At 44.9% G+C, this 23150-nt stretch carries 22 protein-coding genes, 1 pseudogene and 1 other annotated feature (1 of these 24 only partly in view); of the genes and pseudogenes, 20 read left to right on the top strand and 3 right to left on the bottom strand.

Annotated features, from left to right (window positions below; all coding sequences use genetic code 11):
- Positions 1–177: 177 nt before the first annotated feature.
- The 5 genes from RHJ02_RS00710 to RHJ02_RS00690 are packed head-to-tail and all read left to right on the top strand — an operon-like array spanning position 178 to position 5181.
- Positions 178–1668: a hypothetical protein gene (locus RHJ02_RS00710; protein WP_310800343.1), complete on the top strand. Its 1491-nt coding sequence runs from the start codon at positions 178–180 to the stop codon at positions 1666–1668.
- Between the two features lies 1 nt (position 1669).
- Positions 1670–2449 (top strand): class I SAM-dependent methyltransferase, encoded by a 780-nt coding sequence (locus RHJ02_RS00705; protein WP_310800342.1) that lies wholly within the window; start codon positions 1670–1672, stop codon positions 2447–2449.
- A gap of 4 nt (positions 2450–2453) precedes the next feature.
- Positions 2454–3467, top strand: coding sequence for a hypothetical protein (locus RHJ02_RS00700; protein WP_310800341.1), 1014 nt, complete (start codon positions 2454–2456; stop codon positions 3465–3467).
- Positions 3468–3475: 8 nt separating this feature from the next.
- On the top strand, positions 3476–4459 hold the full coding sequence (locus RHJ02_RS00695; RefSeq protein WP_310800340.1) for a glycosyltransferase family 2 protein: 984 nt from the start codon (positions 3476–3478) through the stop codon (positions 4457–4459).
- Positions 4447–5181, top strand: a complete 735-nt coding sequence (locus RHJ02_RS00690; protein ID WP_310800339.1) for an FkbM family methyltransferase — start codon at positions 4447–4449, stop codon at positions 5179–5181. The genes RHJ02_RS00695 and RHJ02_RS00690 overlap by 13 nt, the downstream gene beginning before the upstream one ends.
- Here RHJ02_RS00690 and RHJ02_RS00685 read toward each other — a convergent pair.
- Positions 5159–6091, bottom strand: coding sequence for a histone deacetylase (locus RHJ02_RS00685; protein WP_310800338.1), 933 nt, complete (start codon positions 6089–6091; stop codon positions 5159–5161). The genes RHJ02_RS00690 and RHJ02_RS00685 overlap by 23 nt on opposite strands.
- A 48-nt stretch (positions 6092–6139) precedes the next feature.
- Between RHJ02_RS00685 and RHJ02_RS00680 the strand changes: the two genes are divergently transcribed.
- From RHJ02_RS00680 to RHJ02_RS00635, 10 genes and pseudogenes are all read left to right on the top strand, one after another.
- Positions 6140–6829: a class I SAM-dependent methyltransferase gene (locus tag RHJ02_RS00680; protein ID WP_310800337.1), complete on the top strand. Its 690-nt coding sequence runs from the start codon at positions 6140–6142 to the stop codon at positions 6827–6829.
- On the top strand, positions 6769–7701 hold the full coding sequence (locus RHJ02_RS00675) for an aldo/keto reductase (protein ID WP_310800336.1): 933 nt from the start codon (positions 6769–6771) through the stop codon (positions 7699–7701). Before RHJ02_RS00680 ends, RHJ02_RS00675 begins: the two co-directional genes overlap by 61 nt.
- A complete protein-coding gene (locus RHJ02_RS00670) occupies positions 7698–9719 on the top strand; it encodes an aminotransferase class III-fold pyridoxal phosphate-dependent enzyme (RefSeq protein WP_310800335.1) in 2022 nt (673 codons plus the stop codon). The genes RHJ02_RS00675 and RHJ02_RS00670 overlap by 4 nt, the downstream gene beginning before the upstream one ends.
- Positions 9720–9735: 16 nt before the next feature.
- A complete protein-coding gene (pseG, locus tag RHJ02_RS00665; RefSeq protein ID WP_310800334.1) occupies positions 9736–10824 on the top strand; it encodes a UDP-2,4-diacetamido-2,4,6-trideoxy-beta-L-altropyranose hydrolase in 1089 nt (362 codons plus the stop codon).
- A 9-nt stretch (positions 10825–10833) separates the two neighbouring features.
- On the top strand, positions 10834–11394 hold the full coding sequence (locus tag RHJ02_RS00660; RefSeq protein ID WP_310800333.1) for a GNAT family N-acetyltransferase: 561 nt from the start codon (positions 10834–10836) through the stop codon (positions 11392–11394).
- An 11-nt stretch (positions 11395–11405) separates the two neighbouring features.
- Positions 11406–12086, top strand: coding sequence for a WbqC family protein (locus RHJ02_RS00655; RefSeq protein WP_310453862.1), 681 nt, complete (start codon positions 11406–11408; stop codon positions 12084–12086).
- Entirely contained in the window at positions 12083–12964 is an 882-nt protein-coding gene (locus RHJ02_RS00650) for a class I SAM-dependent methyltransferase (RefSeq protein WP_310800332.1), read from the top strand. Before RHJ02_RS00655 ends, RHJ02_RS00650 begins: the two co-directional genes overlap by 4 nt.
- 15 nt (positions 12965–12979) lie before the next feature.
- A complete protein-coding gene (locus RHJ02_RS00645) occupies positions 12980–14275 on the top strand; it encodes an MBL fold metallo-hydrolase (protein WP_310800331.1) in 1296 nt (431 codons plus the stop codon).
- Positions 14276–14281: 6 nt separating this feature from the next.
- Positions 14282–15334 (top strand): pseudaminic acid synthase, encoded by a 1053-nt coding sequence (gene pseI, locus RHJ02_RS00640; RefSeq protein WP_315863704.1) that lies wholly within the window; start codon positions 14282–14284, stop codon positions 15332–15334.
- Positions 15335–15402: 68 nt separating this feature from the next.
- Positions 15403–15741: pseudogene (locus RHJ02_RS00635) on the top strand (transposase); the annotation flags it as partial.
- Positions 15742–15898: 157 nt separating this feature from the next.
- Here RHJ02_RS00635 and RHJ02_RS00630 read toward each other — a convergent pair.
- Positions 15899–18955 (bottom strand): glycoside hydrolase family 38 C-terminal domain-containing protein, encoded by a 3057-nt coding sequence (locus tag RHJ02_RS00630; protein WP_310800329.1) that lies wholly within the window; start codon positions 18953–18955, stop codon positions 15899–15901.
- Positions 18956–19083: 128 nt separating this feature from the next.
- Between RHJ02_RS00630 and RHJ02_RS00625 the strand changes: the two genes are divergently transcribed.
- The gene (locus tag RHJ02_RS00625; protein WP_310800328.1) at positions 19084–19878 is read left to right on the top strand and encodes a hypothetical protein; all 795 of its coding nucleotides are present in this window, start codon (positions 19084–19086) and stop codon (positions 19876–19878) included.
- A 6-nt stretch (positions 19879–19884) separates the two neighbouring features.
- Here RHJ02_RS00625 and RHJ02_RS00620 read toward each other — a convergent pair whose 3' ends face one another.
- A complete protein-coding gene (locus RHJ02_RS00620) occupies positions 19885–20766 on the bottom strand; it encodes an alpha/beta fold hydrolase (protein WP_206200620.1) in 882 nt (293 codons plus the stop codon).
- Positions 20767–20861: 95 nt separating this feature from the next.
- On the opposite strand from RHJ02_RS00620, the gene secE reads away from it, so the two are divergent.
- The 4 genes from secE (at position 20862) to rplA (ending at position 23032) form a co-directional block, all read left to right on the top strand.
- The gene (secE, locus tag RHJ02_RS00615) at positions 20862–21077 is read left to right on the top strand and encodes a preprotein translocase subunit SecE (protein ID WP_149817217.1); all 216 of its coding nucleotides are present in this window, start codon (positions 20862–20864) and stop codon (positions 21075–21077) included.
- A gap of 30 nt (positions 21078–21107) precedes the next feature.
- A complete protein-coding gene (gene nusG, locus RHJ02_RS00610) occupies positions 21108–21791 on the top strand; it encodes a transcription termination/antitermination protein NusG (protein WP_149817215.1) in 684 nt (227 codons plus the stop codon).
- Positions 21792–21805: 14 nt separating this feature from the next.
- Positions 21806–22231, top strand: a complete 426-nt coding sequence (rplK, locus tag RHJ02_RS00605; protein WP_206200619.1) for a 50S ribosomal protein L11 — start codon at positions 21806–21808, stop codon at positions 22229–22231.
- 84 nt (positions 22232–22315) lie between these two features.
- Positions 22316–23032, top strand: coding sequence for a 50S ribosomal protein L1 (gene rplA, locus RHJ02_RS00600; protein ID WP_190278287.1), 717 nt, complete (start codon positions 22316–22318; stop codon positions 23030–23032).
- A 27-nt stretch (positions 23033–23059) separates the two neighbouring features.
- Positions 23060–23150, top strand: a sequence feature (ribosomal protein L10 leader region); it runs 42 nt beyond the window's last position.

Raw genomic sequence — 23150 nt, 5'->3', positions numbered from 1 at the left:
TGCCATAGTGAAGAACTGTAGCTAGCACTTGACATAAATACTAGCTTTAGTGTATTTTCTTGAAAGGGTAGCAGAGATGTATAAATAAAAACACAGCTTGTAAGTAACCAACTACAGAAATTATGCAATTTACCAGTTTCTGAAGTTATATAGAAGGCCTGCTACTAGTAGGAAAACATGAAAGACAAAAGCGATAATCATAAGGAAACTAGATTTAATTTCCAAAAGGCTGATGTTTTAATAATTGAAACATTTGCCTACTGTCCTCACTTAGAAACTGCTGGAGAGATTGCAATTAAATACAGAAAAGAAGGCGTTAGAGCTGGAATTGTGTTTATTGATGTAGATAATCCTGATGACTATATTCCAAAAAGGGTCTTTGTGATATCTAGAAGTCGCCGAAATCGTGTTGAGGCTCTTTTTAGAATTCTTTCTAAGTTTGGCATTAACTGCTTAGTAAAAACTCCTGATCAATCATTAGTCGATCTATTGTTTGAAAAAATCAAAGATCAAATAAGGTCTTGTAATAATGTCGATTGCTTGAGAAAAATAGAACTAAATAATATAAAAATTGGTATGGGAGTTGCAAGTTCATATGTGTCGTATATGAAGGATATTGAGCCAGATATAGATAAAGCCTTAATTGAGCGCTATTTCAAATCAGCGATCGCCACCTATGTAGAAGTAGAAAAATTAATTCAATATTTTAAGCCTTCTCAAGTTGTAACTTACAATGGTAGATTTGCTTGTTCAAAGCCAATTATCTATTTATGCAAGAAATACTCAATACCTGTTTTTTATCATGAACGAGGTGCAACAAAAGAGCGATACTATCTATCGGATAAGCCTCCCCATGACTTTAAGGCTATTAGGGCATCAATAAAGAAAATGTGGGAGCTTTCTCAAGATCAAAATAAAGAAGAAATAGCAGAATCTTATTTTTTAAGAAAAATAAAAGGTGAAGGAATCGGCTGGGTTTCTTTCACAGAAAAACAGATAAAAGGGATGGTTCCTGAAAAAAGTAAAAAGTATAGATGGACGTATTATAGTTCCAGTGATGATGAATATATCTATGTTGAAGACTCAATAGAACATCCTATTTTTAAGTCACAAATTGAAGCAATTCGTTGGCTTATAAATTATGCAGCACAACTAGATGACGTAGAGCTAGTTATACGTGTTCATCCTCATAAAGAACAAAAGAGTCAAAGACTCCGAAATTTTTGGAATAATCTTGGTGGTAAGAATGTATCAGTAATTCCTAGCCACTCTCCTATTGATTCCTATGCCCTAGCTAAAAACTCTGATCTGATTATTGTTTATAGCTCAACTATGGGAGTAGAAGCAGCCTATCTTGGTAAACCTGTGATTACTATTGGTGATGCTACTTACAAAGGATTAGACTGTACTTACGAGCCATCATCGTTGCAAGAGCTAAAGGACTACTTATCTTTGAAGAAACTTGAACCTAAAGAGGCTAAAAATTCACTTCCATTTGGATATTACTATATGCTTTATGGAAACTTATTTTCGTACTACAAGCCTTATAGCTTATTTCAGGGTAAATTTGTGAACGATTATTTGTTCTATGAGAATCAAATCTTTTCGAGATTACATGAAATAAAGCTAAAATTGACTCGATTATTTCAATTTATGAAAAGGAGTTAAAATGCGATATTTTCTGAAAAAGATTAAATCTAAAGTTAGTAGCTTAGTGTGTCAGTTTTTAAGAGTTGACCATATCAGACTTTTTATTGGCTCCCTTCGTTTGAAATATTTTGCTTTAACTCGCGGAATTAAGTCGTTAGAATCAGATAATGCATTTGAGTTGACTATATTTCATAACATGAAGTCAGTTAAAAATCATAAATTAGACTTTTTAATGCCTCGAATGAATAAACTGATTCTACCATTATTGGGTATAGAAACGGTGTTTCCTGAGTCTTCAATTCTAGTGATTGGCCCAAGAACCGAAAATGACTTACTTCGATTATTCAGTTGGGGCTTCAAAAATGTTAAAGGCCTAGACTTAATAAGCTACTCACCTCTGATTGATCTTGGAGATATGCACTCTATGCCCTATGAAGATAGTTCCTTTGATGTAATAATATGCGGCTGGACTATCTCATACAGCAAAAATCCTGAAAAGGCAGCTTCTGAAATGATTAGGGTAATTAAGAGCGGTGGAATTATTGGTATAGCAGTGGATTTTTCAAATATGTCGCCCATAGAAGCTGAGAAGAAATTCGGGTATTCAATAGAACCAACAGATGGTGGCTTTGTAAGATTAAATAGTGCTGAACAACTTTATGAACTCTTTGGGGATGTAATTTCACATATTTACTTCTGTAATAATGCTCCACTAAGAGATAATGTTGAAATTTTGCAACAAAACAGTTTGTATCCTAATTCAACTGTGGTAACGATTTTCTCCATAAGTAAGGAGTAATTGAATGAGCTTATTTTCAAAGATATACTTACTTAAATTACCAATTGACTTCCTTATTTTAGGAATTTCTTTCATTTACTTCTTAACCTGCGGTCAAACACCTCAAAGAGGTTACTTATTGATGAGAAATTTATACGTTAAAACAAATGGATGGCTTACACCAATACTGGCAAAAATTTATAAAATTTATTTTCGTTACTCCAATGTAAATAAGTCTTTATCTAAAATTAATCATGATATAGAGATTAAGTTTACTAAAAGTTTAGATGAATTACGAAGAGACGGATTTTCCATATTAGAAAAAACAATAGAACTGTCTAAGATTGAAAAAATCTATCATTTTTCACTTAATACTCTCTCTGAAAATGACAAGCAACTGTTGAGAGATGCTGATCATCTTGGTAAAAAGGCTAGGATATTTTACTCGGTTGATACTATATTTGAGTCAGAAGACATACAATCCATTATTTTTGATAATGATCTCTTGAACTTAGCTTATTTGTACTTAGAAGCACCCCCTGTATTAGACCTAGTTGCTATGTGGTGGTCTATTCCATCTGATAATTCATGTCTATCAGAAGAAGCACAACTATTTCACTTTGATTATGATAGATTTAAGTTTCTGAAGTTTTTCTTTTATTTAACTGATGTTAGTCCAGTGAGTGGCCCACACTGCTATGTCAAGGGTTCCCACATTCACAAGCCAAGAGAAATTTTCAGAGATGGAAGAGTTACTGATGACTTGATAAGAAAATACTATTCTGAAGATAAAATAGTAGAAATTTGCGGAGCAAAAGGAACAATTATAGCTGCTGACACAATTGGCTTTCATAAGGGAAAACCTTTAGAAAAAGGATTTCGTCTTTTGTTGCAAATTCAGTTTTCTTTAAGTAAATTTGGACAAAATTATAAAGGTATTGATGAAAGCAAAATTTTGCCCCAATTCTATAACTATTATCAAGCTAATTTAATACATTATGAACCATTTTTTAAGGCAAGATCGAAATATTTAAGGTAGTATTCGTTATGAAATATCAGCTAGGTAAAGGAGTTCTTTTTCTCATTTTCAATCGTCCTCATACGACACAACGAGTTTTTGAGGCGATTCGTCAGGTTCGGCCACCAAGGCTCTATGTGGCTGCTGATGGACCTAGGGCAGATCGAGAAGGGGAAGCAGAAAAAGTTGCTGAGGTGAGAAGAATTGCAACCCAAGTAGATTGGCCTTGTGAAGTTAAAACTCTTTTTAGAGAGAAGAACCTAGGATGCAAGGTAGCGGTCAGTAGTGCTATTACTTGGTTTTTTGAGCACGAAGAAAAGGGGATTATTCTAGAAGATGACTGTTTGCCCCATCCTGACTTTTTTAGGTTTTGTGATGAATTGCTTGACTATTATGTAAATGACTCAAACGTCTGGGCGATTACAGGAAATAATTTTCAGAAGCGGATGATACAAAGTCAGAGTAGCTACTACTTTTCAAAATATTGCCATATATGGGGATGGGCAACTTGGAGACGCTCATGGGAGAAATATCAAGTTGATATCCCTTTTTGGCCTTTATGGAAAAGCTCTGTAGAGTGGCAAATGATGTTTGATGATTCTGTTGAACGTAGATATTGGCAAAAAATATTTGACCTTACCTATCAAGGCAAGATTGATACTTGGGATTATCAATGGCTAGCTTGCCAATGGTACTATGCACCACAATCTTTTACTGCAACTCCAATTGTTAACTTGGTCAGTAATATAGGTTATGGGAGCGATGCCACACACACACACAGCCCCAATCACCCTTTGGCCAATTTGCCAGTATTTTCTCTTGAGGAGATTTTACATCCAGTTGATATTAGTGTGAATAAAGAAGCAGATCAACACGATTTTAAAGAACGTTATGGAGGTAAGTATCTGTATGTTCCAAGAAATTTAACTTATCTAATAAGAAGAATTTATTTCAAATTTAGTAATGTAATAAATACTTATCTTAAATATCAATTCAAAAAATGGCTAACTTAAAATATTTTATCAAAACAATATTTCGTAAATTTGGCTATGATCTTGTTCGTTACCGTTCTGGTTCACACCCAGTTGCTCTGCTTGCACGGTTACTCGAATTTTATCAAATTGATAACATAATTGATGTAGGCGCAAACACTGGTCAGTTTGTATCGTTTTTACGTGATCAAGTTGGTTATTCAGGTAAAGTTAACTCTTTTGAGCCTTTAAGTTCAGCATTCAAAATACTGGAAATAAAGGCTAGAAATGATCAGTTGTGGACTGTTTATAATTATGGCCTAGGTGACTTTACCGGTGAAGCTGAAATTAATATTTCTGAAAATAGTTATAGTAGCTCTCTCTTAAACATGATGCAAGCCCATTTGGATGCTGCACCAAATTCAAAATATATCTCTAAAGAAAATATCACCATTAAAACACTAGATTCCATTTTTAGTAATATAGCTAGTTCACAAGATAAAATTTTTATGAAAATAGATACTCAAGGATTTGAAAGTAAAGTGTTGAAAGGTGCAGAAAACTCTTTGAAAAAAATTCTTCTAATTCAGCTGGAAATGTCACTAGTTAGCTTATATGAAGGTGAAATTTTATTTGAGGATATGCTTGGGTTGATGAAGGGTTATGGTTATAGGCTAGTCGGTTTAGTCCCTGGATTTGCAGACTTAAGTACTGGTCACTTGCTTCAAGTAGATGGCATTTTCAGTCGTGAGCCATCACCTTAACTGTAGCAACCAGCGATCGCCCCAAGGCATTAAGGTTGTACCCTCCCTCCAAGCCAATGACAATACAGTGAGTGATCTGCAAGCACTGGTGCATCATCCAGCCATAGTCTGCCTCCTGTAATTCAATGCTAGAAAGGGGATCATCGCGGTGGGCATCGTAGCCCGCACTGATGATGAGCACATCTGCGCCAAATTGCTGCAAAAAGGGCATGACTTGATCTTGAAAAGCAGTGCGATAGGCCGCTCCAGTGGAGCCTGTAGGCATGGGTAAGTTGAGGACGTTGTTGTGGTGCCTGCGATCGCCCCCATCCCCCGTATAGGGATAGGCAGGAAACTCATGAAGTGAACAATAGGCAATCTGAGGATGGTCTTGAACCAGTGCTTGGGTACCATTGCCGTGGTGGACATCCCAATCGAGAATTGCGACTCGTCTTATCCTTGGCAAACTGAGGGCATAGTGGGCAGCAATGGCTGCATTCGCTAGTAAGCAAAAGCCCATTCCCCGCTCCCGCAACGCATGGTGGCCGGGGGGGCGTGCCAAAACAAAAATCGGTTGCTGCCGCTGCACAGCTAAATCCACCCCATCGAGCCACGCCTGTACTGCTAACCGCGCCACGCGATCGCTCTGGTCATTGAGGTAGGTATCGGGATCTAGCCAGCCGCCCCCTGCTGCTGCAATCCGCGTTAATTGGTCTAAATACACCCGACTATGTACCTTTTCCAACCAAGGAGTTAATCCTTCTCCGACAGGTGTAGGTTCACGCCATTCTGCTGCTGGAAATGCTGCCTCTAAGTGCTGACGGATGGCCACTAACCGTTCGGGTCGCTCAAAGTGAAACTGGCGGCAGCGGTGTTCGAGGAAGCGATCGCTATAGATAAAGACAGGAGTTGGCACTGCTGTTGCATCCATGCATAAAATCGGTATCCTAGAGTGCAGGGTTATTCATCATCATTTCATATGACCTCTCTCAACCAACAAGATACTATTTTTGTCAATCAAGAAGCCGATGCATGGTATGAGCGCAATGCAGCAAGTGCCACCGAACCTGCACCGGCCAACGATAGAATTTTACGGGCTCTATCACACCTGACTTTGCCAGCGCAGGGAATACTCATTGATGTTGGTGGCAGTTCAGGCAGGGTTGCTGAAGGATTTAGAAGACAATACCCACAGTGGCACTGCCGAGTCGTGGAACCTTCAGGCAAAGCCATTGCCGCAGGTAAAAAAGCCTTTCCCCACTTAGAGTTTACTCAGGGGAGTATCACCCAAGCCCAAGGATTACCTTGGCAAGAAGCAACGATTGTAGTTATTTCAGGGGTATTTTGCTTGGTTGATCGCTCCCTTCTCAGCCGTGCGGTCGCCAATGTGGATTTAGCGCTTAAGGATGGCGGCTACTTAGTGATCTCAGATTTTGATTCTCCCTTCTTACGAGCAAATGCCTACAAACATCGGTCCGGCTTATACACCTACAAGCAGGACTATGCTGAAATTTTTCGTCAGCTTGGCATTTATCACTTGATTTATCGCTTTTCGGAAACACTTGTTGACCACAGCGGTAGTGATCTAGACGACCCTTATGATCGTCAGTGGGTAACAAGCATCCTAAGAAAAGATCTGCAGGGTCGCTATTTTCACAAGTCGGAATGAATACTCAGCGTTTGGCTCTTGGTACCGTTCAGTTTGGTCTTGCCTATGGAATTGCCAACCAGCAAGGTCAAGTCACCCTTGAAGAAGCAAAAGCCATTTTACAACAGGCTCAAGAGGTGGGCATAGATACCCTTGATACAGCAATAGCCTATGGTGACAGTGAAGCAAGGCTAGGGGACATTGGTGTTCAGAGCTGGAATGTTGTCACTAAACTTCCCAAATTACCTTCCAGCTTGTCTAATGTTCAGCAGTGGGTTCAAGACAACTGTAGAAGATCACTGCAGCGTCTTAAGCTAGACAAGCTCTACGGGCTATTATTGCATCATCCCTTGGATCTCCTTAGGTCAGAGGGAAAGGAGTTGTATGATGCACTCCTAGAATTGAAAAAAGATGGCTGGGTTGACAAGATTGGTTTTTCCATTTATTCACCGCAAGAACTAGAGCAACTGTATCCCAACTTTAGACCTGATCTTGTTCAAGCTCCCTTTAACGGTCTAGACCAGCGGTTAGCAAAATCGGGTTGGCTGGCTCGTCTAAAAAGCGATGGTGTTGAGGTGCATGCGCGCTCTGTTTTTCTACAGGGATTGCTCCTCATGCCCGCTGAAAAGCGTCCCCAAAAGTTCTCCCGTTGGTCTAAGCTGTGGCAGGCGATAGAAACATGGCAAGCTACCGTAAGGGTCACTCCCTTGCAAGCTTGCTTAGGTGCAGCCTTCCATCAACAGGGACTAGACCGGATCCTCGTTGGTGTTGAAAGTTGCGGCCAACTGCAAGCTATCTTAGAGGCAATGAACACCGATCTTCCTCCTTGGCCTAGTCATCTATGTAGTGATGATCTAGACTTAATCCATCCTAGTCGCTGGGAGCAACTATGAAAATCGCAATTGTGCAGGCACGCATGGGTTCAACCCGCTTACCCGGCAAAGTGATGCTGAAAGCGGACGGTAGGCCCTTGATTTATTTTTTGCTTCAGCGATTGCGAAATACCAAGTTAGTAGACCAAATAGTTGTGGCCACTGGTTCTCAACCAGAAAATCAGAAAATTGTAGATTATGTGCATGGGCTGGGGTTCTGTTGTGAGCAAGGCAGTGAAAAGGATGTTTTAGATAGATATTATCAAGTGGCTAAAAAGTATGGTGCTAAAACTGTTATACGCGTAACAGCTGACTGCCCATTGATTGATCCTGAAATTGTTGACCAAGTTATCGATCTATTTCAAAGCTCTAGTGCCGACTATTGTGCGACCAGCACTCGCTTTGCCGATGGTCTAGATGTAGAAGTATTTACCTTCCAAGCCCTAGAAACAGCATGGCAAGCCGCCTACTTACCCTTTGACCGTGAGCATGTCTCCCCTTACATTAGGAACAGTGGCAAATTTCGGCTCAGGTTTTTAGAACCACCTATTGACTTGTCCAGTTGTCGCTGGACGGTTGATGAACCGGAAGATTACCAAATTGTTCGGCAGGTGATTGAGCACTTTGCCCCGCGAATTGACTTCTCTTGGCGGGAAATTTGGCAAATGCAGCAGGAGTATCCTGCGGCTTTTAGTTTGAATGAGCATATTGGCAGAAACGAGGGAGCCATCTTAGGAACCGGCCAAAAGTTGTGGAAACGAGCTAAGCGCATCATCCCTGGGGGCAGCATGCTCCTTTCCAAGCGCGCTGAAATGTTTCTGCCAGAGTACTGGCCCAGCTATTTTAGCAAAGCTAAGGGGTGCCGCATCTGGGACTTAGATGACCGCGAATATATTGATATGTCAATGATGGGAATTGGCACCAATACCTTGGGCTACGCTCACCCAGAAGTGGATGAAGCGGTTCAACAAGTTATTGCCAAAGGCAATCTATCGACCCTCAACTGTCCAGAAGAAGTCTATCTGGCTGAAAAACTCATTGAACTACATCCATGGGCTGATATGGTGCGGTTTGCCCGAACGGGGGGTGAAGCGAACGCGATCGCCATTCGTATTGCTAGGGCAGCCACAGGCAAGGATTCGGTGGCCATCTGTGGGTACCATGGCTGGCACGACTGGTACTTAGCCGCCAACCTTGGTGATGAGCAAACCTTAGCTACGCATTTACTCCCAGGGCTAGAGCCAAAGGGTATTCCCTCAGGATTAAAGGGAACCGTCTTTCCCTTTCACTATAACCAGTTTGATGAACTCGAAGCCTTGGTGAATCAGCATGACATTGGCGTTATCAAAATGGAGGTACAGCGCAACGAGCCCCCAAAAGATGGTTTTTTGGCAAAAGTCAGAAAACTAGCAACCGATAGAGGAATCGTTTTAATCTTTGACGAATGTACCTCAGGTTTTCGGCAGGCACTTGGCGGTTTGCACAAAATCTATGGTGTTGAGCCAGATATGGCCGTTTTTGGCAAAGCCCTAGGCAACGGTTACGCAATTACCGCAGTTGTTGGCCGCAGGGAAGTCATGACTGCTGCTCAGTCCACATTTATTAGCAGCACCTTTTGGACGGAACGCATTGGGCCGACAGCTGGCCTAAAAACTCTTGAAGTGATGGACAAAACCCGTTCTTGGGAACGAATCACTCAGACCGGTCGGAATATTGCTGAGCTTTGGCAACAACTAGCTGTCAAGCATCAACTGGCTCTGAGAATCTCTGGAATTCCTGCTTTGATTCGCTTTCAGTTTGAGAACACAACCAACAACCTAGCGTATAAAACCCTCATTACTCAAGAGATGCTAGCACGAGGCTATTTGGCAACCAACGCCGTATATGTTTGCACAGAGCATACACCGGAGATCATTCAGGGCTATGGTCAAGCCCTAGATGAAGTCTTTGGTCTCATCAAAGAGTGTGAAGAGGGTCGGGATGTCAAGACCCTGCTAAAGGGATCAATCTGCCATGCAGAGATGCGAAGACTCAACTAGGGAGGAGGGCTAGGAAATGCTCATTGTTTTCCGTGCCGACTCGGCAACCCACATTGGCACTGGGCACATCATGCGGTGTATGACATTGGCAACAGCGCTGCGTGAGCAAGGGGCAACCTGTATTTTCATTTGTCGCAACCATCCAAACAATATCATCGCCCTTGTGCAGAAAAAGGGCTTTAGGGTCTATGAGCTGCCAAGGGGAGCTGAACCCACAACAGCGGCTGACCTAGGCGTCCCTCAACAAGTGGATGCAGCACAAACCAAGCAAATTATCGAAAGTCTAGAGGCAACCCCTGACTGGCTGGTTGTCGATCACTACGGCATTGACAAGGCGTGGGAGCAGCAGTTGCGCCCAGTGGTCAAGCAAATTTTTGTCATTGATGACCTTGCCAACCGCTTCCATGATTGTGATGTCTTGCTGGATCAAAACTATACACATCGCTGGGATCGCTACGTCGGCTTAGTTCCTCCGCACTGTTGCCAGTTGCTAGGGCCTGAGTACGCTCTCCTCAGATCAGAGTTCATCGCTGCCCGCGAAAAATTGGAGCGACAAGGACGCCCACCGTTTGATCCACGTAAGGTACTGGTCTTTTTTGGCGGGATGGATCCCCAGAACTACACAACCCGAGCCCTACAAATCCTGCGGGAAATTGGGGATTTTGCCCCTGAAGTGGTGATTGGTGGAGCCAACCCTCACCGTGCGGAAGTGGAATCGCAAATGCAGTATTTCCCTGAAGGACAGTTGCATATTCAAACCGATGAAATAGCTGAGATTATGCTACACTGCTCATGGTATTTAGGTGGAGGTGGCTCTGTTACTTGGGAACGGATATATTTGCAATTAGTTGGTCTTGTAGTTCCAACCAACAAAAATCAAATTCCCTTTTTGGAACTACTGCATCAAAGAGATCATGACATATTACTTGATAGTCTATCATTTAATTCTCTAGAAAATGGTTATGCAAAGTTATTGAAGCTGTATGCTAGTAACATTGGGTATGATAGAGTTAAGTACGACAGTGAAATTATCAAAAATCACACAATCCCAGACTTAACAAGGATAAAAGTAGAAAGTGCTTACTCAAAACTCAATTTTTTCTAGGTGTAGAAAATGCTTGAGTCTGGTTCTGTTTGCCTTAAGCCTTTATCTGTTCAAGATGTAGAAATAATACATCAATGGAAAAATGATATATCATTAGTTCATTTATTGATGGCAAAACCGATGCCAGTTACCTTAGACGAAACCAAAGAATGGCTTAACAAAGTATTAAAAGACAAAAATCAAATAATTCTAGGAATAAAAGTAAATCACATTGTACCCGATCAAGAACTGTTAATTGGTATTACTAGATTAATGTTCATAGACTGGATAAATAGGAAATCAGAGCTCGGTATCTATATTGCAAATGAAAAGTATAGAGGAATTGGTGTGGGTAAAACAGCAATTAATTTAATTTTAGATTATGCTTTCTGTTTTCTTAATTTACACAAAATATACTTACAGGTTTCAGAATCTAATAGAGCTGCTATTAATCTCTACAAATCACTTGGATTTCAGGTAGAAGGAATCAAAAGAGAAGAATTTTGGAACAAAATAAGTTATGAGAATGTAGTAAGCATGGGCATACTAGAGCATGAGTATAGAGTTCGGAAGACTAAGGCTGACCTATGAAGTGCGCAATTATGCAACCAACATACTTACCATGGGCTGGATACTTTAATTTAATATCACTAGTAGACATTTTTATATTCTTAGATGACGTTCAATATGAAAAAAGTAGCTGGCAAAACAGAAATAGAATACTCATCAATCATCAACCTCATTTTTTAACAGTACCTATTTTACACAAAAGCCTGAGTCAAAAGATAAATGAAATTGAGATAGACGATAAAAAGAATTGGCGCAAAAAACACTCTATTTCTATTCAAAATAACTATGCAAAATGCAGATATATTGAACACATATTGCCAATAATAGATATCATTTACGACAAAAAAATAACTAATCTATGTGAACTCAATATCAAAATAATTACTCTTATTAGCAAATTGTTGGGTCTATCACCAGTTTTTTTGGTTTCTAGTCAATTAGGAATAGAAGGAAAAAGAAGCGAAAAAATCATAAAAATATGCCAGTATCTTGGATGCGAAGAATACATTAGCCCGATTGGTGCAAAAGAATATATAGATAAGGATGGATTATTCAATAACTCAATGATTAAATTAACTTTTCAAGAGTTTATACCTACTGCTTATCCTCAAAAAGACAGTAATAACTTTATTAGTCACTTGTCTATTATTGATTTAGTTGCTAATATTGGATGGAGTAGTGCATCAGATTACGTCAGGAGTAAATACCTATGAGAGAGTATAAGCTTGTACCTCATCCAGTTTATGGTTTCTTACAAATACAGCCAACTCCAACATCTGAAGAGATACAGAGCTACTATCTTAATGAGTTTTACTCTAGTAATCTAAATTTTAATGATTCTTCCTTAGAGGTTCAAAAAAAAGATAAGGATTGGTATGACTTTTGTAGAGATAGAGTTCTATCTAATCTTGAAAATATAAGCCAAGAGACAGTTAGTGGTAAGACTCTTTTAGATATAGGCTGCGGGTGGGGGGAAGCTTTACTCTTTTTTAAGAGCAAGGGACTTGACTGTTATGGGTTCGACCCAGCATCAGATGCTATTGAATATGGAAAACGAAGAGGGCTGAACGTTGTAGAGGCTGGCTTGGATACAATGCGTGTATTTCCCAATTCTTTTGATATTGTTACTTTATTCAATGTTTTGGAGCACCTACCAGATCCTGTTCGTGTACTACAAGAGATTTATGAATCAGTTTTGAAGCCCGGAGGTATCTTGATTATTGATGTTCCAAATGAATTCAACACATTTCAAGTAGCTGGGCGTGACATACATAACCTTCATGATTGGTGGATTGCGCCTCCTGCACACTTAAACTACTTTAATTCAACAACATTACGTAATTTAGCTGAAGGTATTGGGTACGATGTAAAATTAATAGAATCTTCTTTTCCTATTGAGATATTTCTTTTGTTTGGTGATAATTATGTTGGAAATCAAGAGCTAGGAAGAAGATGTCATGAAAAAAGAATGAGCTTTGAGATGAACTTAGCTAAAGTAGGAAAAAAGGATTTTCTTAGTCGTTTTTATAGAGCATTAGCTGACCTAGGCATAGGCCGACAAATTACACTTTATGCAGTTAAACCGATATAGGGAGTTGAAAGCAAGATGAGGTTAAAATTTTTTGGTGGTGCAACTGCGATCCTAGAGCACAAAAATAAAAGAATCTTATTTGATCCATGGCTAGATGATGGTATCTTTCATGGAGCATGGTACCACTATCCCCCCCTAAGAGTGGGCATAGAGGATATCGGTCATGTAGATTATGTTTATATTTCTCATATTCATGAAGATCATTGTTCCGCTGGTACTATTCAACACATTAACAAAGATGCAGAAGTGATATTAATGGATAGAAATCCAAATTTTGTGTTGAATTTCTTAAAATCAAATGGTTTTACATTTAGAGATGTGCATTGTATACCAGCCAGATCACCAAAGAAACTTTTTGAAGACTTAATTGTAGATATTGTAGAGCCTGACCCAGGGTATCATCAACTAAATACTTTAGTAGATTCAGCATTAGTCATAAAGTGGGATGGGTTTGTGATTTTTAATGCAAATGATTGCACACCTTACAAAGATGCTTGGGAATACATAAAAACCACCTATGGAAAAGTTGATCTAGCTCTACTGCCATATACTGGTGGTTCAGGATATCCAGCTTGCTATCATAATCTGTCTCACGCTGAGAAGCTCAAAGAGAAACAGCGAATTGCCAACCAAGGCATTCAAGGCTTTGTAGATGCTGTTCTTTATCTTAAGCCAACTTATGCCATGCCTTTTGCAGACCAGTACGTTATTGCTGGATCGCGCTCTAATCTTAATGAATATTTACCCCATCCACCTGAAGGTAGCGCTGTTTTAGAAGCTCTTAAAGAGTATAGTCTCGATAGTAGAGTTTTGTTACTTAACTCAGGCCAGTCCTTTGATCTTTCTACTGCTCAGAAAATTCCTGATGAACCATATGTACTTTATTCTGAATCTGATCGTCAGAAATATATCGAGGAATATTTAAAAGATAAAGTTTATGATCACGAAAAAATAAAGTTAAACCCAAGTGTTAACTTTAGAAAATTATTGAACTATGCACGAATGAATCTTTGGAATGCTCAAAAGAAAGAGAATTTTTTTCCAGACTTTAGGTACGTCATAGAAATTTCAGATCGAAATCTATTGTTTTTTATTAATATGAAGAATGAGGATTTACAAGAACTAACTGATGTAAATTCTGCTATAGAGCCTTATCTTAAAATCAAGGTTTCAAGTACTTTACTAGGCTTTCTACTCATTGGTCATATTTCTTGGAATATAGCTGATGCTGCACTATTTATAGACTATGATCGTAGACCAAATATTTATAATCCCTTGATACATGCTATGTTAAATTTTCTGCGGTTATGAAGTCATATGAATGTAGAGATTATAAACAAATACTTCAGAATCAACTTTCCTAGACCTTTTATCATTGCTGAAATGTCAGGGAATCATAATCAGTCCCTTGATAGAGCCTTAGAGATCGTTGAAGTAGTCGCCAAGTCTGGTGCCCATGCCCTAAAGCTTCAGACCTACACGGCGGATACAATCACGCTCCGCTGTGAGAAGCCTGATTTTTTCATTAGTGACAAGACCAGTCTTTGGCAAGGGGAATATCTCTACAATCTCTACCAAAAAGCCTATACCCCTTGGGAGTGGCACGAACCCATCTTCAAGCGTGCCCAAGAACTGGGTTTAATTGCCTTTAGCACCCCTTTTGATCTAACAGCAGTTGATTTTCTTGAAGAGTTGGATTGCCCAATCTATAAGATTGCTTCCTTTGAAAATGTGGACTTAGGACTGATCCGTCGGGTCGCCCAAACGGGTAAGCCCATCATTATGTCTACAGGGATGGCAACTCTTGCGGAACTGGATGAAGCGGTGCGAACAATTCGGGCAACCGGCAATGATCAGATTGTCTTGCTCAAATGTACTAGCACTTATCCTGCGAGTCCAACGGATTCTAACTTACGGACAATTCCGCACCTAAGGGAACTCTTTGGCTGTGAAGTGGGGCTATCGGATCACACACTGGGCATCGGTGTCGCAGTAGCGGCGGTGGCTCTAGGGGCAACGGTCATTGAAAAGCACTTTACGCTGAGTCGTGCTGAGGGCGGGGTAGATGCCGCCTTTAGTTTGGAACCCCACGAAATGAAACTGCTGGTGGAGGAAACGCAGCGGGCTTATCAAGCGCTGGGGCGGGTGCACTATGGGCCTACGGAGGCGGAGAAAAAGTCGCTGGTGTATCGCCGCTCACTGTACTTTGTCAAAGATATGGTGGCAGGGGAAGTGATTACGCCAGAGTGTATTCGTTCGATTCGCCCTGGGTATGGTTTGCCTCCTAAATACTATGAGGTACTGCTGGGCAAGCGAGTGAATCAGGCCATTGAGCGGGGTACGGCTGTTTCATGGGAGCATATTGGCTGAGTTTGTACTATCTGTTGTAGTATTGGCCATAATAAGCAAATAATATGGTTCTTTAGATGATATTAGTATTAGTAGCAGGAGGGTATAGACACCAGAAAGACTTCATCGCCCCAATGCTGTTTTGCGGATATTTGAATGCGGTAGGGTTTGTGAACTGGCTGAGTCAGTACTGTTTGCCGGCGTTAGAGAAACGTTCGCTGTTGATGATGGATAATGTACCGATTCATCCAAAAGGGGTGATTCAGGAAGCGGTCAAAGCGGCGGGTCACGAGGTGTTATTTTTACCGAAATACTCTCCTGATTTGAATGTGATTGAGCACGACTTTAGTGCGCTGAAGCGAGCGCGGATGTATGCAGGGTCAAACAGTTCGATTGATGAGGTGATTCGCAAGTATTGTGCTGGATGATATCTCATTCTTTATTGGAATAGCTATAGTTTAGACTTGAGTCATATTTCAACAGCTTTCCCGACGATTGATGTGCTGTAATGTCAACAAGCTGCCCTGCTTGAGTGAGGGAGATTTGTCTCAGAATCGCCAAGAATCCTCAAGGCGCAATTGTAGGTCAAGGGTGTAGTCGGAAGGTTTGAATTTGCCATGGGCTGAGGGTCACTGTGTTGGTATTCTCTGTGGGCGTCTCCAAGAGTGTTTGCGGTGCCTTGATCTGCCATGGGATTAGCGTTGAGTTCAGTTCCAAGGTGCCCCCTTCCCCAGCCACTTCTGCTACTCGCAATTGCCAACCCTGTCCATCCTCTGCTTGTTTGAGGGCAAGGCATTGAATGCGGGCATCCGACCAATGGAGAAGCTGAGCGTGGGGCGGTAATGATCCTGATGGGTTGGCGGGGGCAATTTCTCCCCTCAGAGGTTGATTAAACTGAGCCGCCTGCTGCGGGACACCGGCCACTTGCCACGAGTCACTGTGGGGAAACACACCATAGCTAAAGCGGTGCTGACAGCGATCGCTCGTCGGATCCGGCCAAGTGGGCGATCGCAACAGGGTCAATCGCAGTTGATTCGCTTGGGCATCAAGGCCATGCTTGCAGTCGCTGAAAAGACTCACCCCATACTCTGGGGTACTCAGATCCACCCACGTTAAAAAGGGCACCTCCCATTTTGTTTGCTCATGGGCGCTGAGGTGGGGATTGGGAAGGGTCGGGCGCAGCGTAACGCCGCCGGGAGTTTCACAGGTGATCTGCTCAGCACTGATTGCCAAGGGAAAAGCCGCCTTGAGGAGAATATGTTCCTCCTGCCAGTCAATCACCGTATCAATGCGCAGCCACGGGGTTTGATACTGCAACACATACTCCTGCTGAATCTGCGAGGACTGAAAGCGCCATCTGACCCGTAGTCGCTGCTCCAGTTGATGCCACGTCACCCATTCAATAGCCTCTAGGGTCGCCCCCGGCAGTCGATGCTGCCCATAGTTGGGGTCAATGTTCCAAGCATCCCAGTATTGCCCCTGATCACGGAAAAATTGCAGTTGATTACCGCGATCGCCCAAGCAGGGACGATGATTCAACTTGTCATACAGGTTAGTGATTTCCCCTGTTGCCGGATCAATTTCAACGTGGAGATAGTTATTTTCTAAGACATAGCCCAAGGGTGGGGTTGGTAACGTATCAGGGCGCGATCGCGGGCAGAGCCACAGCAGCGTGTAGCCAATTCCCGTCACCTCAGGGGTACGAAACGTCAAGCAACCTTGGGGAGCATTCAACTGCGCTGGTAAATCGTAGTCGCCCCGTGGACAATAAACCCGCCAAGAGGGAACCTCCTGCGGTAGCTGCGCCAAGTCAATGTGGACAACCCCGGCGCGATCGCCCACCAATCCATTGAAAATCACAACGGGAATTGCCTCTGTCACCGGCGGTTCACCGCCGTCAATGGACTGGCACAGCGCTGTTTGTGCTTCCCTTAGGACTGTCTCTGTCGTGGTCAGGAGTTGCTGCCACGTTGGCGCCACCTCAGCATAGACCTCTGGAATCGAGGAGCCAGGGAGAATATCATGAAACTGGTTAAAGAGAAGTTGTTGCCAACAGGCTTTGAGTTCTTCTTTGGGGTAGGAAAAAGAAGTTGTGATTGCCGCGAGGGCACACCAGCGTTCCGCCTCTTGCAGTTGGCGTTGGGCGCGATCGTGGGCAGCCTTTTGATCGCCATGGCTGGTGTAGCAGCCGCGATGGAATTCCAAGTAGAGTTCCCCTTGCCAAGCGGTTGTAGGGGGTGTTTCCTGGGTTAATTGTTCCAGATACTGCTGCACGGTTGTCCACCGCCACTGCGGCCCAATACCACCGAGGTGTTGCCAGCGTCGCACCCGTTCTAACATGTCTGCCGTTGGTCCACCGCCATGATCGCCGACACCGGGGAGCCAGAGACTGCGCCGCGATCCCGTTTGTTGCCACCACTCTTGGGCATAGGTAGCCATTTTCACGGGAGCAATCCCCTCGCCAATGGGTGCTGACATCAGGGCATTCACCTCCGCCCTCGCCACATCCCGCCAGACAAACCAACCGTGGGGAAAGCGCGTGGTGTCATTCCAGCACAATTTTTGAGTGACAAAGTAGCGAATGCCCCCCTGAGCCAAGAAACTGGGGAGCCGTTCCGGAAAACCAAAGGTATCGGGCAACCAAGCAATGGGGCTAATGCCACCAAAGGCCTCCTGCACGTACTGCTGACCATAGAGAATCTGACGGGCAATGGACTCAGCATGAATGAGATTGAGTTCCGGTTCGACCCAAAGGCCTGCCGCTACATCCCACCAACCCGCTGCCACGGCTTCCTGAATCCGCCCAAAAAGTTCTGGGGCATGGATCTGCAAATAGGCATAGAGGGCGGGAGTGGAGTGGGTAAAGGTGAGTTCGGGATAGCGTTCCTTCAGCTGTAATACAGATCGAAAAGTGGACTGTGCCACTTGCCACGTTTCAGCGATCGGCCAGAGCCACGCCAAGTCCAGATGGGCATGGCCACACAGGTGCATGGTGAAGTCCCGCAAGGGGGTGGCGATCGCCTGCATTTTCTCGTGGATCTCCGCCAGTAACGGATCTAAGATGGGGCGCTGTCCATGACTTTCTAAAACGTCCTTCAGCAGGGGTTCAAGGGGTTGCAGGTTGAGGGTTTCACCAAAGATCGCCAAAATGTCCAACTCAGTGGCAATAAAGTCGGGATCCACTCCCGTTGGCGATTCAAACCGCAGGCCTGATCTCACCAAAGCACCGTCATCGTGGCCGGGACTCACAAGATGCAACACCACCTCCCACGCTTGGCCGGGGGTCACCGCCTCCCCTAGGCACAGACTCACCGAATGATCAAATAAATCCCCCTGATGCACCACCTGACCATTGACATACACCGTTGCCCGATCCGCCCACCACGTGAGATCAAGGCGTAGAGTTAAACCCGCCACACTATAGCCTTGAACCGTCGCGGGTACCGTGATTCGCTGCCCCAACCAGAGGGAGTGCCGACCCTTGGGCCACGCCAAATGCCCTTTAGCATTCACTGCATAGGGGGTCGTCCCCGCATCTTTGAGCGAGGGGGAACTGAGGGGAAACCACTGGGAATGAATCTCAATGACTGCCAATGACTGCAAATAGTCACGAGATTTTTTGACTAATTCTGTCAGGAGCATAAAACTTCGTTAATTTTCCTGCGATCGGCCTAGGCCAATTGCTATGCTAGAGGTGTGAGGAGCCGTCGTCACTCGTTTAACCAAACTGTCAATAAAATAAGCAAACTTTATTTCAGAGGAGTGACCTCATGGTAACCCGATTTGCGCCGTGGCGGGGCTTTTTCATCTCCTCAATCTGTGGGGTACTGACAGCCCTTGCGATCGCCCCAGTAACGCCTGCCCAAGCCCAGCGACCCTCAGCCCCCGATCAACCCGTAGAAACAGTAGTCACAGATCCGCTTCAGAGTCCTTTCCCCCTCCCTTGGAAATGGATTGACGACGGCCACGCCGCTGCTCTAAAGGCTAAGAAATCTCTCCGCTTGACTCAGCAGACGCCCCAATATCTCTCTCCCGATGGCCGCTATGTGGCACAGGCCACCCTCTACTTCACGGCTGATCCCGAGGCGCAACGGCAACAACTGGTGAGCGTTCTTGAAATTCGCGATCGCCAGAGCGGCAGTCAGCAGCGCATTGAAAGCCTCAAGGAAATGCCGCCTGAGTTTTTGGCAGAGGTGCCCCAAGGCCAAGGTCTGATTGCAGTACTAGTTCCAGTTGGCTGGTCAGAAACGGGCAATCGTCTCTTGGTGCGCCAGCTTGGCGGCTTGTTTGCTACTGATTTAATTAGCGATGGCGCATGGATTTGGCAGGCGGGGGTGGGTCATGTGGCCACGGTTTATCCCACCGCTGATGAATACGACTTTGCCACCCTTTTGGGCTGGAGCACAACGGATCCGCAACGGGTACTCTTTCAAACCCAAACCATGGGGAACCCCAAAGCCACAATTTGGGCAGTGGATACTCAAGGCAGCACCCAATTGGCCCAGGGCGATCGCCCCCGTGTCTATGGCACAACCCTACCCGCCACTGCCAATGCCCAGCGTTAGATCACCTCAAGGGGAGGCCAGCAACTGGCCAAGGTAGCGATCAATCCAGCCAATCATCACCGCAGGGCACTCCAACTGCGGCGTTAGTCCCACCTCTGGCATCACATCAAAGGCACGAATCGCCTCGGGGTTTAACTGTGCCAAGCGTTGACCCACGGCCACAGGAGGGAGTTTTGCCTGCTCTCCCCAAACGATGTAGGTCGGCACCGTCAAATGGGGCAAGAAGCGACTGAGGTCGCAGCAGAGATCACCCCGCACAAAGGCCAACGCGGCAAATTCTGCCCCCGCCGACTGCGCTACTTGGGTATAGGTGGCAATCATTTCTGGGCTGATGCGGCTAGGTCGGGCAAACTGTTGATTGGCCATAAAGGACTGCACACTCAGGGAATTGGCCACGCCGAGGCGATAAAAGGCGATATCCACATAGGGCTGGCGGGCAATCTGGGCAAGGGGGGTCTGGCGGTAATCTTGACCAAAATCACTCAGCCCCGTTGGACAGGTGAGAATCAGGCCACGGAAGCGTTGGGGATGGGCGATCGCCCCTTGGATGGCAAAGGCTGCCGTCAGTGACGACGTGATCACCACCGCTGGTTCTGCCGTCAATTGACCAAGGCACTCTAGCAAATGATCCACATAAGCCGCCACCGTATAGGGTTGATCGCGATGCTCAGAGGCGCCCCAACCGGGCAAATCCAAAGCAAAAAGGGGATACTCGGCTGAAAAGGCCAGATAAACTGCCGACCATTCATAGCGGCTCGAGCCACCACCAAAGCCATGCCAAAAAAATAAAGGCGGCCGAGCAGGGTTAACATTGCCGAGATCATTGGTAACGTAGGCCACCTCACCCATAGCCGTCGTGAGGGTGCGCGATCGCAAGCAATCAAACATCGGGATTTCCTAAAAAGAAGAAACCTGCTATGATAATAAATCGCGCTGAATTAAACGGGTAGCAACGGGCTGCCCCCGCCCTAAGGAGTGCCGCCGTGACCAAGAGTACCGAAGGCGAAAAGCCCACTAGTGGCTTTAATCTAACCGAGTTTTTCCGCGAAACCAAGGAAGAACTCAGCAAAGTGGTGTGGCCTGATCGCCAGCGTCTGATTGGCGAATCTGCGGCAGTCATTCTCATCGTTTCCCTTTCGGCTGCGGTCATCTACCTAGTGGATGAACTCTTTCGTTGGCTGGCCACACTGATTTTCTAGACAGCCAAAGATTCCTACGAGTACGCGCCTATGGTGAGTGAATTTACTGATCATTCTGATCTGAACGATCCTCTTGACGACACCGTTGAAGTGGCCGAAGGGGATCAAGCGGGTAAGGTCAAACGGTTTTGGTATGCCGTGCAGGTGGCCTCTGGCTGCGAAAAAAAAGTGAAAAGCACCATCGAGCAGCGGCTCCATACGCTGGATGTGGCCGATCGCATCTTTCGCATTGAAATTCCCCAAACCCCCGTCATCAAAATCAAAAAAGATGGCTCGCGGCAAACCATTGAGGAAAAAGTTTTTCCCGGTTATGTTCTTGTCCAAGTGCGGGCACAGCAGTCCCCCGAAACGGGTGAATGGCAAATTGATGATGAAGCTTGGCAGGTGATTAAAAACACCCCCAATGTGATTAACTTTGTGGGTGCCGAGCAACGCCGCAGTACAGGCCGCGGCCGCGGTCACGTCAAGCCCATGCCCCTGAGTCCGGCCGAAGTGGATCGCATCTTCCGCAAAGCCCAAGAACAAGAACCGGTTCACCGCATTGATCTCAATAGTGGTGATAAGATCAAAGTTCTCAATGGTCCCTTTAAGGACTTTGAGGGAGAGGTGATTGAAGTCAGTGCTGAGCGCAGCAAACTGAAAGCATTACTCTCGATTTTTGGCCGCGAAACGCCGGTCGAACTCGAAGTGACTCAAGTGGAAAAAGTAGATTAGGACGCTAACTCACTATGGCGAAAAAGGTCGTCGCAGTTATTAAACTTGCCATTCAAGCGGGTAAAGCCAACCCTGCTCCCCCCATTGGTCCGGCCCTTGGTCAGCACGGTGTGAACATCATGATGTTCTGCAAAGAGTACAATGCTCGCACCGCCGATCAAGTGGGGATGGTGGTTCCCGTTGAAATTTCGGTCTATGAAGATCGCAGTTTCACCTTTGTTCTGAAAACGCCGCCCGCTTCCGTGCTGATTCAAAAAGCTGCGGGCATTGAAAAAGGCTCCGGCGAACCCAACAAGAAAAAAGTGGGCAGGATCACCCGTGCCCAACTGCGGGAAATTGCTGAGAAGAAAATGCCAGATCTCAACGCCAACGATATTGAAGCGGCCATGCGGATTATCGAAGGCACCGCTCGCAATATGGGCGTGACCATTGCCGACTAAAGCTTTCCTTCGTGTGTTCCTGTTGAGTCCGTTGTTGTGTTGGGGGAGAAACTGCGTTTCGTTAGTACCCCGTGGAGGTAAATTCTGATGCGTAAACTCTCGCGACGACTGCGCGAACTCTATGCCAAGGTGGAGGATCGTCCCTACGCTCCCCTCGAGGCCTTGCAACTGCTGAAGGAAACGGCCACAGCCAAATTTCCTGAATCGGCAGAAGCCCACATCCGCTTGGGCATTGATCCCAAATATACCGACCAACAATTGCGAACCACTGTGGCGCTCCCCAAAGGCACCGGTCAAACGATTCGCGTCGCGGTCATTGCCCGGGGTGAAAAAGTGACTGAAGCCAGTGCCGCCGGTGCCGATGTTGTGGGTTCAGAGGAACTCATTGACGAAATTCAAAAGGGGCGGATGGACTTTGATCTCCTCATTGCCACCCCCGATATGATGCCCCAAGTGGCCAAAGTGGGTCGGATTTTGGGTCCGCGGGGGCTCATGCCATCGCCCAAAGCCGGTACGGTGACCTTTGACTTGCCCCAAGCGATTCAAGAGTTCAAGGCGGGGAAAGTGGAATTCCGCGCCGATCGCACCGGGATTGTCCATGTGCTCTTTGGCAAAGCTAGCTTCAGCGCCGAAGACTTGCTCGTTAACCTCAAGGCACTACAAGAGAGTATTGACCGCAACCGCCCGAGTGGTGCCAAGGGTCGCTACTGGCGCAGTGTCTATGTGGCCGCCACCATGGGGCCGAGCATTCAAGTGGACATCAACGCCCTGCGGGAGCTAAAACTGGCCGAAGCCGCCTAAGGAGGACTTGTCTATTGCCCAATACTGGACAACTCAAGACTGAAACCGAAGACCGCAGGGGTCTGGCTCAGACATAATCTTCCTGCCGAGGTTTGCGAAGTCCATCCGTTGGGATTGG

The organism is Thermosynechococcus sp. TG215, from assembly GCF_031583455.1.
Taxonomy (GTDB): Bacteria; Cyanobacteriota; Cyanobacteriia; order Thermosynechococcales; family Thermosynechococcaceae; genus Thermosynechococcus.
This window is presented reverse-complemented; position numbering and strand designations above follow the sequence as displayed.